An 18472-nucleotide genomic window follows, 5' to 3' on the forward strand; every position below is an offset into this window, starting at 1 on the left:
ATGCAACTCTCTTTGTTATGATTAGCTAACTTCTAACCATGCTTGAAACATCAATACATCCCACAGATAGGACTGCCAATTGCGATCGCCTCTTTGATGTTCCTCCCACTTCTGCCGAATCGGTCGAGGATGCAGATATCCTTCGGTTCGCAATCGAGACTCATCTAGCAAATTTTCTGCCCATTCCCGTAAAGACCCACGTAACCAGCTATCAATCGGCATATCAAATCCCATTTTTGGCCGCTCAATTAATGCTTGGGGTACGTATTTATACAAAACTTGCCGTAATAACCATTTACCTTGATGACTACGTATTTTCATTGACAAGGGAATTTGCCAAGCAAATTCTACAACACGATGGTCTAGATAAGGCACACGACTTTCCAAGCTAACGCCCATACTGGCACGATCTACTTTTACTAAGATGTCATCCGGTAAATAGCTAATTAAGTCCCAATACATCATGCGTTCTGTGAAATCTGATAAATTTGCCCACAATTTGGGATTGTTCAACACGGTGCTGAGTTCACAACTACCAATGACCACTGCCTCTGGTGCTGGCCAATGGGATACCAAATTGGCATACATAGCATCGGGGTGAGGAACTCCTAAGATGCTGGCTAACTTATGTAATTTATCGCCGGAACCTGCTAGTTTAAGTTTTGCTGGCAAAATTGCATCTACAGCCGCAAAACCTCGATTCCAAGTCTGGGGGGAAACGCTGGTTAATGCTTTGGCTAGGGAATGACGAACTGTTTTCGGTATCCAACCTATCTTTTGCCAAATACTGCGTCCCCAAACATAGCTGTTATATCCAGCAAATAATTCATCACCTCCATCACCAGAAAGAGTGACGGTGACATGATTTCTAGCTAGTTGAGATACTAAAAAGGTTGGCAGTTGGGAAGCATCGGCAAATGGCTCATCATATAAATTGGGTAGTTTGGGTATAACTGCTAGTGCTTCTTGGGAGGTGACATAAAACTCTGTATGGTCTGTACCCAAATGCTGGGCGATAGTTTTAGCATATTGAGCCTCATTGTAATCTTGTTCGTGAAAACCAATGCTGAATGTTTTCACTGGTTGCGGACTTTGAACTTGCATCAAAGCGACAATTGTCGAAGAGTCTACCCCCCCCGACAAAAAAGCACCTAAAGGCACATCTGCAAGCATTCGCATTTTGACTGCGTCCTTTAGTAGTGCCTCTAAATGTACTATGGCTTCTGCTTCTGAACCTGGGAAGGGAGAAGCAACACCCGATTCTACAACAGTTTTTGCAGACCAATAGGGTATAGGTTGGGAATTACTTGTTTTCTCATGGCAACTTAAGAGAGTTGCAGGTGGTAATTTATAGATGCCTTGATAGATTGAATAGGGTGTAGGAATGTAGGAAAAACGTAAGAATAAAGCCAAAGCATCGCGGTTGATTTCTGCTTGAAAGTGGGGATGGGCTTTGAGGGCTTTCAATTCTGAGGCAAACATAAAAGTATTACCGCACCACCCATAATATAAGGGCTTTTCACCCAGGCGATCGCGTCCCAAGTGTAAAACCTGTTCTTGACGATCCCATAAAGCAAAAGCAAACATTCCATTAAACCGTTTGGTAGCTTCTAAAACACCCCATTCACAGAAACTAGATAACATCACCTCCGTGTCAGAATGACCCCGAAATTTATATCCCAGTTGTTGTAACTGCTTTTTTAACTCCAGGAAATTATAAATTTCTCCATTGAAAACAATCACATACCGACCATCAAACGATATCATCGGTTGATGTCCTTCGGGTGAAAGGTCTACTATGGAAAGTCTTCGGTGTCCGATGGCAATACCAACCTCTCCATCTATCCAAATTCCGCTATCATCAGGGCCACGATGAATTAGAGATTGACACATATTTTCGACTATATTACCAATCTCGTCAGCAGACATTTGTCTTTCAACACTAAAAAAACCAGTTATTCCACACATTGATCACACTACTCTCTTGCTATATAAATTAGTTTTGAGATATTTGATATCTACTTCTGTGATTTTGAACAGTTAAAGAATTGATTCCTAGTAAATAAAACCAAAAAATTGGATGCCTTAATACATAATGAAAGCTACTAAATACTATCAATGCTACAATGGCACTTAAAAGGATAAATGATTGCTTATTCCACACTTGCCAAGCTATCCATCCTAGTATTGCAATATAGGCGATTATTCCCAAAATACCAGAACTACTACCCCAATCTATAAAAGTATTGTGTGCTTCAAAATCCAAAAAAGGGGCGGTACTACCTGAATGTGCGCCAGGGCCAAGACCGAATAAAGGTGAGGCAGAAATTGCTGTTAAGCCATTTTTCCATAATGTTACTCTTAAGCTGCCTTGACCACCTTCATCGTATACATTGGCAGAAGCACTATATATTCCTTGATAGCTAATTTCTGTAAAAATTAATAAAGCAATAGCTAATAATACGGCTATAATCAATAGCCAAATAACTTTGATTTCTGATTTTATATAACGTCGCGATAAAATTTTGTGATTGAGCCATGAATATAAATTTAGAAGGATAGTTACAGTAAATCCAATCATCCATGCAAAAATTAACGCATCCGATTGTGTTGCTATACCTATAATTAAGCACAAAATAATTAAAATTAAAAATTTTAATCTTGCGAAAACATTGCTATTAGTTAGAAAAAGATGTATAGACAAAAATGGTACTGCACTTAATAACAAGGCTAACTGATTGGGATTTTGAGACCAACCCAGAAATCTCACGCCTTCATACCAAGGTGTTAAAAACGATATAGAAGATGGAAATAAAAATATAGTTGATAAGACTAATATAGAAAAACTCACTGCATAATCAAGCATCTGGTGTATTTGCGAGTAGAAAAAATGAGAATTAGTCAGACATATTGAAAAAACAAATAAAAAGCCAAAGGCAAAATAGTCATGATACCAAGTAGTAGATGTTAAATTCCTGGAGTCTGCTATTGATAAACCAAAGGTAAGAGAAGCTAAACCCACCATCCAAAACAAGCAAATATATTTTAAAGTTGGTGTAATTAAGTGCTGCTTGACAATCAATATTTTGACAATTGAAAATAGCATCCAAATACATAACATGACTTCACCTACCCCAATCGGCAAGCTACTTAGCCTCATTTGAGTGGCACTTGTTAAGATAATCCCTATTGATAACCACCAAATTTCAAAATTTTTCATGACTACTTTCTCAATCTATTCGTCAATATCAATTTGAATATTTTTGGCTTTAATTTCTGTAAAAAGGCTTCACAGTAGTCAGCTTGTTGATAGCGTGTAATATCACTAATGCGCTGATAATGGCTCTAACAATACTAGCAATCAGTATGGAAACTACTGCTCCTTTAACTCCATAGAGTGGTACTAACCAAAGGCAGCTAATGAACGAGGTAGCAGTAACGGTGAGCAATACAGGTACTTGCACTCGTAAGTAACGAGCCGCAATCAAACCATAACAGAGGAAAGAGGCAACATATTCAACTGTCATGATTACCATAAACCAAACAAAGATTTCGGAATATTTCACATAGTCTGCGGTGTACAACAAACTCAGAATTAATTTTCCTCCCACTGTGGCCATAGCAGTAGCAATTACACCTATGAATAAACCCAAGCTAATTAACTTCAAAAGCAAATTTATGAAGGCCTTTGTTTGTCCATTCATGTAATATTGAGCCAGTCGAGAGCTAGTAGATTGTTCTAATGCTCCTTCTAGAGTTTGTCCTGCATAGGTGATGTATGCAATCGGGGCAAATAAGCCCAGTTCACGCTCTCCTAAATGGTATTCAATAAAATAACGAGGTATGTTGCTATTAAATGCAATTAGCATCATGACTAACCCCAAGGGTAGACAGAGTTTTATTAACTTCCCAACAGTTTTGATATACAGCCTTGGTTTTAATCTCGTCTTATCCTTGAGCAACAATATGCCACTAGGAATATCGTAGGTTAGTAAAACAAAAGCCCAAGCAAGAATTAACCCCGTCACACCCCACACTAATTGTCCGGTGAAATACAATCCTAAATATAGAAATAGTAGTGATAAAACACCTTTAATAATCTGTGATATCCCAATTCTATCCATCCGTTCTTGTTGCTGGACGAGTCCATACAAGACATCACTAATACATTCAAATGCTCTAGCCACAGCAATCAATAAGATAATTGCGGATATTTCACCGCGATATAATCCTGAGAAACTAATGCTTGTAATTATCACTAATGCCACAGCTGTTGACAGTAGCCTCAAGCCCAAGTAATCACTGAAAAGATATTGTTTTTTAGCATCGGTGGCTTGAATGACACGTAATTGCAGATTTGTAAACATAATGATAGGTGTCGTGACCGCCAGTCCCAAGCTAAACTGTCCTACCATCTCTGGACTACCGAATTTAGCCATGACTACCAACATTCCCCATTGACAAGCTGCGTAAACCGCATTACCAATGAATGTCCAAGAAAAGTTACGTCGTAGAGTTATGGGTTGATTTTCTGACATATACTGCTGTAAAACTAATCCTTTTTGTTGCTCACGATGTAACAAAATTTAGGGGTTTACCCTGCATTTCTCACAAACAGTAGGGGCGGGTTCGCAGATATACTCGGATTATTCACGAAGATTTCGCTCAATCCGCCCCTACTGACTCTGGAATGAGGTTGCATGAATTGTTGAGAAATCCAGGGTTACGTCCTCAGCTTCTATCAAGGCGCAAGTGTTGTGGCTCTTTTTAAATCCCCCTTACAACACGGAAAAAGCGTTAGCGTAGCGGGACTAATACCAATTCACAAAAAATTTGATTCAGATGTAAACGTCAAGAGCTTTGCTGAGTCTCAATTTCTTAATTTTGAATTTTGAATTGGTATAAAGCCTAGGGCATAGCTGCGCTTAGAGCAAAGCGGGACGTAGCCTATTGCGAATTGGTTTAAACGCCTTGTACTTCGGCTTTGGTTAATAAAGTTTCTGGTGAATTTGAAGTTGAATAGTTACTGGTTTTTACATTTGATACAAAATTATTTTCAGAAGTTTTAACTTTGTAACCTGAAACTAATTCTTGTAATAACAACATGATTGATTTGACATCATTTCTAGCAGCCGCCACGCATAATAACTCTACATTCATAGATAATTTATGGGGCAAGATTTTACTAGCATTTTTGACAACAAACAACTTCTCATGCTCAGTTTTTTCATATTCTTCTCCCTCAATAAACAGTTCCTCAAATAGTTTTTCTCCTGGTCTTAAACCGGTAAATACTATGTCAATGTCTTTATAAACTTCATATCCTGATAATTTAATGAGTTCCTTAGCCAAGTCTACAATTTTTACAGGTTCACCCATATTTAGCATTAACACTTCACCACCACGACCTAACACTGCTGCCTGTAAAACTAATTGCACCGCTTCTGGAATAGTCATAAAATAGCGGCAGATATCTGGATGAGTGACTGTTATTGGCCCACCAGCCGTAATTTGTTTTTTAAAGGTAGGTACTACACTGCCACGACTACCTAAAACATTACCAAAACGTACAGCGACATAAGATTTACCACTATCTTTGGCAGCCTGTAGAACTAACATTTCTGCGACTCTTTTACTAGCCCCCATAATGTTAGTAGGATTGACGGCTTTATCTGTGGAAATCATCACGAAATTTTGAACATCATATTTTAATGCCATATCCAAGAGGTTTTTTGTACCTAGCACATTATTAGTAATGGCTTCTGGGGAATTTAATTCCATTAAAGGAACGTGTTTATGTGCGGCTGCGTGAAAAATTACATCAGGTCGAAATTTTTCAAAGGCGTGTTTAAGTCGCTCTTGAAACCGAATATCAGCGATGAAGGTATGTATACGCGGTGTGTATCCTTGAGCTTTGCCATCTTCTTTGAGTATTTTGATTAACTGTTCTAATTCTTGATGAATATTGAAAACAGAATTTTCTCCATGTCCTATGAGCATGATTTCGGCAGGACGACATTTACAAATTTGACGGCAAATTTCGCTACCAATTGAGCCACCTGCACCTGTAATTAGTACGGCTTTACCTTTGAGAAATTGGGATACCTGTTCAATATCTGTTTGTATTGGTTCACGTCTTAGTAAGTCTTCAATTCTTACGTCTCGAATGCTGTCTACTCTGACGCGACCATTAAGGATTTCATGTATTCCTGGTAAAGTGCTAGTTTGGATACCAGTTGCTTTGCAAATATCTACAATTTCTCGAATAACTGTACCTGCAACTGTCGGCATAGCTATGATAACTTTCTGAATTTGTAATGATTGTATAACATCAGGAATAGTGTAGCGATCGCCTACTACTGAAATGCCGCGAATCTTGGCGTGTAGTTTACGCGGATCATCATCAATAAATGCAATAGGATTGAAACCAAGTTGTGGATTTCTTTGCATTTCTTCTACAAGTCTAATGCCTGCATTACCCGCACCTATAATCAGTACACGCTCTTGCAAAGAAAATCCTATATACTTTTGATTAATCCTCTCTAAAATCCGAATACTAAAACGTACTCCACCTACAAGAAAAAAAGCAAGTAAGCCATCCACTAAGGGCAATGATGGTGGTAATTTAGCTGCAATAAAATACGGCAGAAAATCTAAATTATAAAAGATTAATTTTTGAATAACTACCGTAATACCCATAGAAAAGCTCAAATTGATTAACTCTTCAATGCTTGCGTATCGCCAGTAAAGGTTATAAAAGCGTAAATTCCACAATACAACTATTTTGACTATTAAAAAAACTATTGTGACTCTGCCTAAGTCAAATATATAGGTTTGCAACCCTATTTTGCTATCAGCAGTCAGGAACAATGCTAATAATGGCGTATTAGCAAAGATAACCGCATCAAGAATAATTAAATATTTGTTCCTAAAATTCAGCAAGCCTTGATGAGAGCCACGAAAATATTTTTGCAAGTGCCGATGTAATTTTAAAAATAGATTACTCATTTTGCCACAAATTACTAATGGTTGATAGTTATTTATAGCTTGGGAAAAGAATAAGCTTCACATGAACCTTCTCATCTACTATCTATAGGTTTCATATTTGATTTTTGCAATATCTGTATGTCACTACTTGATCGCGATTTTGTCAGGTAGAGCAGCTATTTATAGATAGTAAGTTTTTCTCAAATAAAACGGGATTGTTAGATATATGTACTGGCAATTATATTTGACTTATTCTTCTCATTAGCTATATCGCGCTAATTTTGTCTATTACGACCCTTAGATATAAAAAATGTGTCAGACTTAATTTAAGACATTATTTTTATAACAGTTGATTACTAATTAAGTCTCGCCAGTTTGGCACAGAATGTAAACACAATGATTCAGCTTCCAGAGTATTGACAAAGGGGACACTTGAGGAGGTGTATCACCAATATAAATAAAAGCCTGTCTCAAGATTGAGACAGAGAAAGCTTAGACCAGTTATTGCCAGAAAAGCTGGCAGAGATAATTATTGTGCTATATTATGTTATGTCGTCTTGTGATCTCAAGATTTACTTGATAGATAGTATTTAAATCATCTCAAACTCCAATTGATGACTTTGCAAAAAGTCATGAGTGAAATGATCTACCACATTGGTATCAGCCAATTCTAAGTTATAAAAATCTACAAAATCATGCTCAAAATATGGCCCAGCGTGCCAAGTTCCCGCATTTAACTTAATAAAACAATTACCAGGAATGCGAAAAGCGGCAATTTCTGCCAACACTGGCTCAACTAAATCATTATAGGGAGGACAAACAGCCATGAGCCAATCCTTCCCCTCTAGAGAACCTAAACATTGTGTACACTGCAAATGACGAGTGATTTTATGAAACTTTCGTCCGCGCTTTTGTAGGTGCATAATATAAAAACGCGGTGTGCCATTTTGTAAGTTTAATTGAGCGTCTTCATTATCAAAAGTTTTACCATCACGACTAGGAAAAATGACTTGCCCATAACGTTGAAAATTCTCTGGGCTAATCCATTGTGCTTGTAATTTTTCTACTGTTTTTGTTTTATTCATATCACTCTATGATTACCATTGCAATTCTCTAGGAATTATTGACTTAGGAATGAGAGAAGCTTGTTTTTCTCTGTCACTAGGTTTTGTGTACCACCAAGCCCAAGCAATAAACACTGCTTGTAAGGGAAGTCTAATTACCTGAAACAAATTTGAATCAGAATAAGGTATGTTTTCAATTTTAATATGATTTATGGCTTGGTTAATATTTGCTGGGAAAACTGCAATAAATAATGCAATTAATCCCCAAGCCGCAGCTTGACTAACAGGCGGGACTAATAAACCAATACCACCCAGTATTTCATAAAAGCCACTCAGATAAACTAACTCCAACGGGTAAGGAAGTTGTGGTGGCATAATTTTTACATAGGGTGCGGGGATAGCAAAATGTGTAATACCAACTATGATCAGAGATATAGCCAAAATGACGCGTAAGAGTTCTTTGTGCTTGTTCATGGGTTGCGGCTGATTGTTAATTTCTACGGCTCTAGTTTGACGCACTAATATCAGCCTGTCCTCACTCAGCAGTGGGAAAATGAGGATATATCTTCCCAAAAAACACTTACGACTTTAGAGTAGTTGAGTAACAAAATGACTTTATAATTTTCAGGTTAGTTTATGACGCTCAATTTTACTCGCCGTCGATTCGTCCTGTATGGTTCTGCTACTGTTGCTACCAGCCTACTACTAAAAGCTTGTAGCCAATCAACAACCCCAGTTGCGAAGACTGGCGACGGAGGATTTAAAATAGCGATCGCACTCCCTGGAGTCATCACTGATCAAGCGTGGAATCAGTCTGGTTATGAAGGGGTAAACCTGGCTAAACAAAAGCTAGGTGCAGAAGTCGCCTATGTGGAACAAGTCGCCCAAGCTGATCAAACGGAAGCTTTATCAGACTTTGCCCGTAAGGGTTATAATTTGGTATTCGCCCACGGTGGACAATTTGACGCTGCTATTGAACAAATCGCCGCACAATTTCCTAATACTTTTTTTGTGGGTGTGAATGGTAATCTCAAAGGTGAAAATATTGCATCCTTGCGAATAGATCATCTACAAGGTAGTTATCTGTGCGGTATTATTGCCGCAGCGATGACCAAATCAAATCAATTAGCCTACATCGCCGGACAAGAATTTCCCGCTACCCAGGAAGAATTGAGAGGTTTTGAATTAGGGGCGAAATCAGTCAAACCTGAGATTAAAATTACTTCTACATTTACAGGCGATTGGAATGATGTGGCGAAAGCCAAGGAAGCGACATTAGCTTTAATTTCTGCTGGTGCTGATGTGATTTATCAGTGGTTAGATAGTGCTTCCCCCGCAGTTTTGCAAGCAGCAAGTGATAAAGGTGTTTATGCTTTTGGGAATACCAAAGACCAGTTAGATATTGCGCCAAAAGCGGTGTTAACTAGTGCTGTGAAAAGGTTAGATGTTGCTATAGCTTATTTAGCAGAAGTAGCACGAAAAAAGCAAATTAAGGGACAGATTTATACAGTCGGGTTGGAAAGACCAGACATATTAAAATTAGGTAATTTCGGTGCAGTCGTACCAGAAAAAATTAAGCAAGATGCTCTCAAAGTTAAACAAGAGATTATTGCTAAGAAAATTTATTTTGAAGATTGTCAAGAAGCGGGTAAAAATACCCGTTGTGCGAAGAAATCATGAATAAATAGTTAGTAGTAAGGACTTTAGTCCTTATTTTATCAGCACTAAAGTGCTGACTACAAACCAGAATATTTATATCCAATTAATGAAATGTCTTTACGATTAGAAAGCATTACTAAGTGTTTTGGCTCATTTGTCGCTAATGACAACATTAGTCTGAGCGTTGATACTGGTAAGATTCACGCAATTCTGGGTGAAAATGGCGCAGGTAAGACTACTTTAATGAATATTATTAGTGGTCTATATCAACCTGATGCTGGTCAAATTTATCTCAACCATCAACTAGTCAAGATAACTTCAACCAATGCAGCAATTAAATTAGGAATTGGCATGATTTACCAACATTTCATGCTTGTGCCTCAATTAACTGTTACAGAAAATATTATTTTAGGTAGAGAAAAAACATTACATTTAAACCTGCGCCAAAAACAACAGGAAATTGCGGCTTTATCCCAGAGTTATGGCTTAGAAATTGACCCCAGTGTTAAGGTTGAAAATTTACCTCTAGGTATACAGCAACGGGTAGAAATTCTCAAGGTGCTTTACCGCCAAGCGAAAATATTGATTCTCGATGAACCAACGGCGGTTTTAACTCCTCCAGAGGTGGAATCATTAATGATGATTTTGCGTCAACTGGCGGCGGCTGGAAATACGATTATTTTTATTAGTCACAAGTTAGAAGAGGTAATCAATCTCTGCGATACAGTCACCGTGTTACGTCGGGGAAAAGTCGTGGCTAATACCCAGACTGAAGCTGTCACACCCCAGCAGCTAGCGGAATTGATGGTGGGGCGCGAAGTAACGTTGCAAGTTAATAAATCACCTGCGTCACTGGGAAAGGTTGTCTTGTCGGTGGAGAATTTGCAAGTGGCGGATGATAGAGGTGTAACGGCTGTGGGTGGTGTGTCTTTTGAAGTGCGGGCTGGGGAAATTTTGGGTATTGCGGGGGTAGATGGAAATGGACAACGGGAATTAGCTGATGCAATTACAGGTTTGCGGCGGGTGAAAGAGGGGAAAATTACTACAGAAAAAGCTATCGGTTATATACCAGAAGATAGGCAAAAGATGGGGTTGGTGTTGCAATTTAGTATTGCCCAAAATCTGATTTTAAAGATGTTTAAAAACTTGCCTTTTTGTCGTTATTTTTTATTACAATCAGCCGTGATTAAAAATCATGCCCAAGTTGCAATGCAAGAGTTTGATATTCGGGCGACTGGGGAAGATATTCTAGTGAGTCAGCTATCAGGAGGAAATCAACAAAAGGTGGTGTTAGCGCGAGAATTGGCGCGAGAACCAGATTTAATTGTGGCGATGCAACCAACACGGGGTTTAGATGTGGGGGCGATCGCGTCGGTACATTCACGGCTATTGAGAGAACGCGATCGCGGTGCGGCAATTGTGTATATTTCTACTGAGTTAGAAGAAGTGATGGCGATGAGCGATCGCATCGCGGTAATGTACAAGGGTGAGTTTGTGGGAATTTTGGACGCAAAAACGGCAACAATTCAGGAGATTGGTTTATTGATGGCCGGAGGAAAGATTAATTCTTGACAATGCCGCTTCCCCAGTCCCCATTTTCCTAGCTACTCGATGTTCCGACTTTACAAGAAAAGGGCATTCTATGTATAGAAAGGAACGTTGATATCGAGCAGCCACTAAACGGATGATTCAACCAAAAGCCCTGATATTTCCTGATGTGCTAAGGCAAATCGGAGGAACCGTTGTTTTGGCGATCGCCTACTATGGGATGGCTGAAATTTCACGCCATCTTGCCTCTACACCCCAAGATGTGACTCCAGTTTGGCCACCGGATGGGATTGCATCTGGGGCTGTTTTGTTGTTTGGTAACTGGATGGGGTGGGGTGTGTTGGTGGGTTCATTTCTCGCCAATTTCTGGGCATTCCGAGATTCAACAAGTTTTTTATCCTTGGTAGTTTCCACCTTACCAGTTATCTTAATTGCGATCGGTACAATGCTAGGGACTCTGTTGGGTGCTGTCTTACTGCGGAAAACTACCAACTATCGTTATCCCTTAGAACGTGTCAAAGATGTATTCAAATTTTTGCTTTTAACTGGCATGGTGGGGCCAAGTATCAATGCAACTGTGGGAGTAGCTTCCTTGGCGTTGAGTGGTAAAGTTCCCTGGACAGCATATTGGACAGTTTGGTTAACTTGGTGGATTTCTAATGTTTCGGGAATTTTTATTGTGACTCCGATTCTGTTGAGTTGGGGACAATTCAGGGAAAAAAATCGACATTCCAACTGGCAATGGTTATCTCTCGGTTCAACATCAGAGGGTGATCTTCTACAATTCCCCAGCAACTTACAGTTTTTAAGATTCTGGTTAATCGTATTAGAACCAAGTATCCTCATCGGGTTGGTTATTCTTGTGAGCAAAGTTGCTTTTGGTGAGGGGTATCATCTGGAGTATATGTTGATTCCGATGTTGATTTGGTCTGCCTTTCGACTGGGACAACCAGTTGCCACCCTGTTGACTTTTATTGTGGCAGCGATCGCTGTCATTGCCACAGTTAATGGCAAAGGTGGTTTTGTGACGGAGGATCTCAATCAATCTTTGCTTTTACTACAATCTTTTATTGGCGTAATTACACTCACAATTCTGGTACTGACAGCAACAATTGCAGAACGAATACAAGCACAAACCAAGCTCAGTTTAGCCTTTGCCGAATTAGCTAGAACTAATGAAACTCTAGAAGTTCGAGTTAACCAAAGAACAGAAGAATTAAATGAAAAGAATACAACCCTGAAGCAAACCCTAGAAACCCTGAAACAAACTCAATTACAAATGCTTCATAGTGAAAAAATGTCTGCATTAGGACAGATGGTGGCAGGAATTGCCCATGAAATAAATAATCCGGTGAGTTTTATTCATGGCAACTTAATTTATCTTTCTGAGCATATCCAAGGTTTGTTGAGAGCATTGCAAACTTACCAAAAACACTATCCCCACCCACCCGAAACCCTGCATAAAGAATTGGATAAATTGGAACTTGATTTTTTACAGGAAGATTTAACCAAGATTATTCAGTCCATGAAAATTGGGACTGAGCGCATCCATACTATTGTGTTATCACTGCGTAACTTCTCGCGCTTAGATGAAGCAGAATGGAAGGCGGTAGATATTCATCAAGGAATTAACAGCACCTTGGTGATTTTACAACATCGATTGCAGGCGACAAGCGATCGCCCTGAGATTCAGGTAATTAAAGATTATGGTGAGTTACCACCAATTGAATGTGATGCTAGCTCCCTGAATCAAGTGTTTATGAGTCTTTTAAACAACGCTGTTGACGCTTTAGAAGCATCTAATCAGGGGCGTTTGTTTGATGATATTGTCAACAACATCTGGATTCAGACTCGTCAAATGGACACTAACCAAGTGATGATTATGATTTCTGATAATGGTGCAGGCATTCCCGAAGAGATTCGCTCTAAACTATTTGATCCTTTCTTCACTACCAAACCTGTTGGTAAAGGTACAGGCTTAGGTTTATTTGTCAGCTATCAAATTGTCACCCAGAAGCATAACGGTAATCTTTGGTGTGACTCCACACTAGGACAAGGGACAAAGTTTGTGATTGAAATTCCTGTAAAAGCTCAGAGAATTGCGTCAGATGCTTCTCTGAAATCTAAATAAGAGTTTGATCCGAAAACGCAGGAAGCTGTGCTGTAGAGCATATTAGCAAATCATCGAACAGTCTATATTATGTTTAACAGATTAACCGTACCCGCACTAATTGCTACTCTCGCTGTTGTACCTATTGTTTCTAGTTGTAGTGCTAATAAAACGCCCCTAAGTACAGAGCAACAAATTTACACCGGTAATTGGGTGGCTAAGGATGGCACGTTTGTCAAAATTTATCTAGATGGTGGTGGCGACTTCAAGACTTCCAATAGTTCAGTTACAGGTGGTGCAACAACTTTTACAGATAAAACTCTGACAATTGGTTTAGGCCCGATTAAAAGGGAGTTTCAAATTACTCAGCCACCTCAAGAAAAAAATGGTGTAGTGACGATGCAGCTTGATGGCATAACTTATACATACCAACAGTAATTAAATCAATTCGCTGTTAAGTTTTTTCATCGGGATTTCACCCCGATACAAAACTTGCTAGTTAGCAGCAGTTATGATGAGCGATCGCATCACGGTAATGTACAAGGGTGAGTTTGTAGCGATGTTGGACGGACAAAGGGCGACGGTTGAGGCTGTTGGGTTTTTGATGGGTGGAGGGAGGGTTAAATAACTTTGGCTGTGTGGGATGAAGTATTATTTTTGCCTCACGCATTCGCCGCCAAGCGTTCCGCTTGCGGTAGGCGCAGAGGCGCAACGAGAGAATTTTCATCAAATTTAGTAATTTTTGTCTCAGAAATTCAGCATTACTCATTAGGAAAATCACTGTAAGCAATATCCAGAATGTGCGAAGCAAAGTAAATTTTTGGACGTTCCTGTATATCTGACTCTACGAGAATCCCAACATTTACTAGTCTTTCAAGGTCAGCGCGCGCCGTAGGATAAGATATGTTACACATTTGTGCTAATTGTGGAATGGTGATGGCTGGTGATTCAAACAGGTGATCAATAAGCCGATTGAGTCTAATGTTTCCATTGGATTGGGAAAGCAACTCCATGTATTGAGTACGGAGGTTGAGCAGCATATCAAAACGCCTGATTGCGTCTCGTGACTGTTCGATAGTCCCACGCAGACAAAAAGCAATCCAATCTTTCCAGTTTCCTTCTGCACTGACTTCAAACAAGAGATTGACATATTCGTCTTTATACCGATCAAAAAAGGCACTTAAATATAACCAGGGTTGGCTGAGTTTGCAATGTTCGTAAATCATTAATGAAAGTAATAATCTACCTACCCTACCATTGCCATCAAGAAACGGATGAATTGCTTCAAACTGATAATGCACCATAAAACATACAATCAAAGAGTCTATATCTTTTTCCTGATGTATGTACTTCTCCAAAGCATCCAAGCAAGGCATGATTTCGTTGGGAGGTGGCGGAACAAATCGTCTGTCTGAACCGATATGAACTTGAGAACGGCGAAAATTGCCCGGATCTCTTTGGAATCCACGAACTCCAGATAAAAGTTCTTGATGAATACTTCGGATAAGGTTTAAAGACAGAGGCCTCTCTTCCAATAAATTTAATCCTAGCTCCAATGCTCTGTTATAGTTCCAAACTTCTTGCCAAGCATTTACAGGATCATCTGCCGAGCGTGGTTCTCTGGGTTCAATCTCAAAAAGTAAAAGTTGTTGGGGTGTAGCATAAGTCCCTTCTAGACTAGATGAACGCAATGCTTCTCGTCTTTGCAAGGGACGCAACAATAAATTATAGTTTGGCATATATCTGCCAACACCATCCAATCTCGCTAGTTCCTCACGCGCTTGAACTAGTAACGACCAAATTTCAATAGGCATTTCCCAATTTTCTGGTAAGGGGTTGGGAATAAAAGACCAATCCTTGCTGCCCTCTACCGATATCTCCCAAAGTTTTCCTGAACAATTCTCCGTAAAGACCGATTTGTCCATGTCTGATATTTATTTTATAAATAAATTTTAATTGTGATAACTGAATTAAAATTTAGGGCATTTTTTTTTAATTCGCAAGATTGAATTAAAGTGTTATATCAGAAATACCCATCTATCCGTTGTGAATTAAAGACTTGAGGTATTTAAAATTTTTGCTCTAAAAATCTATCTTTACGATCTGATAAGAGGATTATTTAATGACTTAAGTATTTATTCTTTGTAAAAAAGTATATATTTTATTTAGGATACGGTAAGTACAATTTGTTTAGAAGGTAAATATAAAGATGGGTTAAGCAAAACTATAACCCATCACAAAAATTCTTAATATATTTACCTGGCTAGTTAGAAGAATTTACAACTAACCCAAGGCGGAATTTAAATCACTCTGTGCTTGTTCTAAGGCGGTTGGTAATTTGCTTGCGTCGCGTCCGCCGGCTTGGGCGAGGTTTGGTCTTCCACCACCACCACCACCGCAGATTTTCGCGATCGCACCCACAAATTTACCCGCCTGTAACCCTTTCTTGTTAACTTCGGGGCTAAAGGCTGCAACTAAGCTGACTTTTCCGGCTTCGGGAACTGAACCCAGGACTACTGCACCGTTACCGATTTTTTGTAATAAGCGTTCGGCGGCGGTTTTTAGGGATTCGGGGTCAACGCCTTCCAATTCGGCGACGATAATTTTATGTTCGCCTAGAGTTGTTGCGGTTTGTAACAAGCTGTCGGATTTGGCGATCGCTAATTGTCCTTTGAGCGTTTCTAGTTGCTTTTCAGCGTTTCTCAATTCGCTTTGTAGGGTGGTGATTCTGTCTGGTAGTTCTTCGGGTTTGACTTTAAAGCGATCGCTTAAATCTTTAACTACTTTATCCCGTATATTTAAGTAGTCTAAGATAGCGGGGCCAGATACCGCTTCAATTCGTCGCACTCCAGAAGCCACACCAGCTTCAGTAATAATCTTAAATACGCCAATCTCAGCAGTATTACTTACGTGCGTACCTCCGCATAATTCCATAGATACACCAGGGAAATCGATGACGCGGACTTCATCACCGTATTTTTCTCCAAACATCGCCACAGCACCCCTCGCTTTCGCCTCGGCTAAGGGTAATACTTCGATTTTGGCGGAGTGGGCTTCAGAAATCCAGGTGTTAATCTGTTCTTCTACTTGTTGAACTTCTTCTGGTGTTAAGGCGCGGGGACAGTTGAAGTCAAAGCGTAGTCTGTCGAAGGATACCAAAGAACCGGCTTGAGATATGCCCTCATCGACGATTTTCTTTAACGCCGCTTGTAGCAGGTGGGTGGCTGTATGGTTGGCTTGGGCGCGACGACGACAAGCCCAATCAATTTGGGCGGTGACGATATCGCCTACGCACAGTGTTCCGCGTTCGATGCGTCCGAAGTGGACAAAGAAGTCGGATTCTTTTTTCACATCTTCGACGCGCACAACTACGCCATCGCCGGAAATATAACCGCGATCGCCGATTTGTCCCCCAGATTCGGCATAGAATGGGGTCTGGTTGAGGACAATCTGCACGTCTGTTCCGGCTTCGGCGGCTTCTTGGGAAACACCATCAACTAATAAAACTTCAACTTTCGCTGTTGCGGCTGGTTGGGTATAACCTAAAAATTCGGTGGCGTGAATATGTTCCGCAAGTTTGTCGAGAGAACCTTGTACTGTTAAGTCGATGGTTTCGTGGGCGGCTTTGGCGCGTTCGACTTGCTTTTGCATCTCGACATTAAAGTCGTCTTCATCAATAGTGAGGTGATTTTCCGCCGCGATTTCTTGGGTAAGTTCCAGGGGGAAGCCGTAGGTGTCGTACAGTCTAAACGCACTTTCACCACTAATCACGGTTCTACCTTGCTTTTTCACCTCAGCGATGATTTCCGCTAGGAGTTTCTCACCCCTATCTAATGTTTTGAGGAAATTCGCTTCTTCGCGTTGCAGTTCGGCTTTGATTGTCGCTTCTCTTTGGCGCACATTGGGGTATGCTGATTCCGAAAGAGCGATCGCAGTTTCCGCCACTTGGTTAATAAATTCGCCTGTAATGCCAATTAATCTGCCATGACGCACCACCCGCCGAATTAATCGCCGCAATACGTAACCCCTCCCCACATTAGAGGCGCGGATTTCATCTGCAATCATGTGAACCACGGAACGGACGTGATCCCCGATGACTTTTAAAGAAACTTTGGTGTTCTCGTCGCTGCTGTGGTAATTGATCCCCGCGATTTTGGCGGCTGTTTCGATAATCGGGAAAATTAAATCTGTTTCATAATTATTCGGTACTTGTTGGAGGATTTGCGCCATTCTCTCCAAACCCATACCAGTGTCGATGTTTTTATTTTGCAGGGGTGTTAAGTTACCTTCGGCATCCCGATTGTATTGCATGAAGACCAAGTTATAAAACTCGATGAATCGGGTGTCATCTTCTAAATCTATATTGTCATCGCCCCGTTCTGGGTGAAAATCGTAATATATTTCGGAACAAGGGCCACAGGGGCCAGTCGGGCCAGATACCCAAAAGTTGTCATCTGCACCCATACGCTTAATTCTGGCTGCTGGTACACCAATTTGATCCCGCCAGATAGCAAAGGCTTCGTCGTCTTCTTCAAAAACGCTGACTACTAAACGTTCCTTGGGTAAGCCAAACACCTCCGTAGAGATTTCCCATCCCCAAGCGATCGCTTGTTCTTTAAAATAGTCACCAAAACTAAAATTACCCAGCATCTCAAAAAATGTATGATGCCGTTTCGTGCGTCCGACGTTCTCAATATCATTAGTACGGATGCACTTTTGGGAAGTTGTCGCCCGCTTAAATTCTGGTGTGCGCTGCCCCAGGAATATCGGTTTAAATGGTAGCATCCCCGCGATCGTCAGCAGCACAGTAGGATCTTCTGGTACTAGGGAAGCACTGGGTAAAATTTGGTGTTCCCTTTGAGCATAGAAGTTAAGGAATTTAGCGCGGATTTCGTTACCGCCGATGGACTGGGGGTTTGAAGACATGGGAAGAAATGACAAACTAATTTTATTTAACGAGTAGGGGTTAGTAGAAGCAGGCAAAAGTTAAGAAAAAAGAATAGTTATTTAATCAGCTTTTTGCCTATGTCATGATAAGGGCTTTATTTACGCCTTGCTGTAATAGGAACTAGAGCCTAAAGTCTAGTATGTTTACGGGCTTAAC

At 40.2% G+C, this 18472-nt stretch carries 13 protein-coding genes; 4 read left to right on the forward strand and 9 right to left on the reverse strand.

Annotated elements, in window-relative coordinates:
• Window positions 1-21: 21 nt before the first annotated feature.
• The 6 genes from asnB to CLI64_RS11365 form a co-directional block, all read right to left on the reverse strand.
• Entirely contained in the window at window positions 22-1929 is a 1908-nt protein-coding gene (gene asnB, locus CLI64_RS11340; protein WP_264082499.1) for an asparagine synthase (glutamine-hydrolyzing), read from the reverse strand.
• Window positions 1930-1996: 67 nt separating this feature from the next.
• Entirely contained in the window at window positions 1997-3220 is a 1224-nt protein-coding gene (locus tag CLI64_RS11345; protein ID WP_103137330.1) for an O-antigen ligase, read from the reverse strand.
• 49 nt (window positions 3221-3269) lie between these two features.
• Window positions 3270-4583, reverse strand: coding sequence for an oligosaccharide flippase family protein (locus CLI64_RS11350; protein ID WP_308418386.1), 1314 nt, complete (start codon window positions 4581-4583; stop codon window positions 3270-3272).
• A 379-nt stretch (window positions 4584-4962) separates the two neighbouring features.
• A complete protein-coding gene (locus CLI64_RS11355) occupies window positions 4963-7008 on the reverse strand; it encodes a nucleoside-diphosphate sugar epimerase/dehydratase (protein ID WP_103137331.1) in 2046 nt (681 codons plus the stop codon).
• Window positions 7009-7577: 569 nt separating this feature from the next.
• Window positions 7578-8072: an ureidoglycolate lyase gene (locus CLI64_RS11360; protein ID WP_103137332.1), complete on the reverse strand. Its 495-nt coding sequence runs from the start codon at window positions 8070-8072 to the stop codon at window positions 7578-7580.
• A gap of 12 nt (window positions 8073-8084) precedes the next feature.
• Window positions 8085-8525 (reverse strand): DoxX family protein, encoded by a 441-nt coding sequence (locus CLI64_RS11365; protein ID WP_103140680.1) that lies wholly within the window; start codon window positions 8523-8525, stop codon window positions 8085-8087.
• Between the two features lie 162 nt (window positions 8526-8687).
• Between CLI64_RS11365 and CLI64_RS11370 the strand changes: the two genes are divergently transcribed.
• The 4 genes from CLI64_RS11370 (at window position 8688) to CLI64_RS11385 (ending at window position 13806) form a co-directional block, all read left to right on the forward strand.
• Window positions 8688-9731, forward strand: a complete 1044-nt coding sequence (locus tag CLI64_RS11370) for a BMP family protein (protein ID WP_103137333.1) — start codon at window positions 8688-8690, stop codon at window positions 9729-9731.
• Between the two features lie 90 nt (window positions 9732-9821).
• On the forward strand, window positions 9822-11282 hold the full coding sequence (locus CLI64_RS11375; protein ID WP_103137334.1) for an ABC transporter ATP-binding protein: 1461 nt from the start codon (window positions 9822-9824) through the stop codon (window positions 11280-11282).
• 112 nt (window positions 11283-11394) lie between these two features.
• A complete protein-coding gene (locus CLI64_RS11380) occupies window positions 11395-13389 on the forward strand; it encodes an MASE1 domain-containing protein (RefSeq protein ID WP_103137335.1) in 1995 nt (664 codons plus the stop codon).
• A 69-nt stretch (window positions 13390-13458) separates the two neighbouring features.
• On the forward strand, window positions 13459-13806 hold the full coding sequence (locus CLI64_RS11385) for a hypothetical protein (protein WP_103137336.1): 348 nt from the start codon (window positions 13459-13461) through the stop codon (window positions 13804-13806).
• A gap of 61 nt (window positions 13807-13867) precedes the next feature.
• On the opposite strand, the gene CLI64_RS30785 is transcribed toward CLI64_RS11385, so the two are convergent.
• The 3 genes from CLI64_RS30785 to alaS all read right to left on the reverse strand — a co-directional run bounded on the left by CLI64_RS30785 (window position 13868) and on the right by alaS (window position 18294).
• On the reverse strand, window positions 13868-14137 hold the full coding sequence (locus CLI64_RS30785) for a hypothetical protein (protein WP_157943256.1): 270 nt from the start codon (window positions 14135-14137) through the stop codon (window positions 13868-13870).
• Window positions 14130-15293, reverse strand: a complete 1164-nt coding sequence (locus tag CLI64_RS11390) for a Fic family protein (protein WP_103137337.1) — start codon at window positions 15291-15293, stop codon at window positions 14130-14132. Before CLI64_RS11390 ends, CLI64_RS30785 begins: the two co-directional genes overlap by 8 nt.
• 358 nt (window positions 15294-15651) lie before the next feature.
• A complete protein-coding gene (gene alaS, locus CLI64_RS11395; protein WP_103137338.1) occupies window positions 15652-18294 on the reverse strand; it encodes an alanine--tRNA ligase in 2643 nt (880 codons plus the stop codon).
• Window positions 18295-18472 lie beyond the last annotated feature (178 nt).

The sequence above is a fragment of the Nostoc sp. CENA543 genome, assembly GCF_002896875.1.
In the GTDB taxonomy this organism is placed as follows: Bacteria; Cyanobacteriota; Cyanobacteriia; order Cyanobacteriales; family Nostocaceae; genus Trichormus.

Excerpts from the sequence above, each read along its gene's own strand:
- asnB (WP_264082499.1), bottom strand. The coding sequence starts at position 1,929 with ATGTCTGCTGACGAGATTGGTAATATAGTCGAAAATATGTGTCAATCT.
- CLI64_RS11345 (WP_103137330.1), bottom strand. The coding sequence starts at position 3,220 with ATGAAAAATTTTGAAATTTGGTGGTTATCAATAGGGATTATCTTAACA.
- CLI64_RS11355 (WP_103137331.1), bottom strand. The coding sequence starts at position 7,008 with ATGAGTAATCTATTTTTAAAATTACATCGGCACTTGCAAAAATATTTT.
- CLI64_RS11360 (WP_103137332.1), bottom strand. The coding sequence starts at position 8,072 with ATGAATAAAACAAAAACAGTAGAAAAATTACAAGCACAATGGATTAGC.
- CLI64_RS11365 (WP_103140680.1), bottom strand. The coding sequence starts at position 8,525 with ATGAACAAGCACAAAGAACTCTTACGCGTCATTTTGGCTATATCTCTG.
- CLI64_RS11370 (WP_103137333.1), top strand. The coding sequence starts at position 8,688 with ATGACGCTCAATTTTACTCGCCGTCGATTCGTCCTGTATGGTTCTGCT.
- CLI64_RS11375 (WP_103137334.1), top strand. The coding sequence starts at position 9,822 with ATGTCTTTACGATTAGAAAGCATTACTAAGTGTTTTGGCTCATTTGTC.
- CLI64_RS11380 (WP_103137335.1), top strand. The coding sequence starts at position 11,395 with ATGATTCAACCAAAAGCCCTGATATTTCCTGATGTGCTAAGGCAAATC.
- CLI64_RS11385 (WP_103137336.1), top strand. The coding sequence starts at position 13,459 with ATGTTTAACAGATTAACCGTACCCGCACTAATTGCTACTCTCGCTGTT.
- CLI64_RS30785 (WP_157943256.1), bottom strand. The coding sequence starts at position 14,137 with ATGAGTAATGCTGAATTTCTGAGACAAAAATTACTAAATTTGATGAAA.
- CLI64_RS11390 (WP_103137337.1), bottom strand. The coding sequence starts at position 15,293 with ATGGACAAATCGGTCTTTACGGAGAATTGTTCAGGAAAACTTTGGGAG.
- alaS (WP_103137338.1), bottom strand. The coding sequence starts at position 18,294 with ATGTCTTCAAACCCCCAGTCCATCGGCGGTAACGAAATCCGCGCTAAA.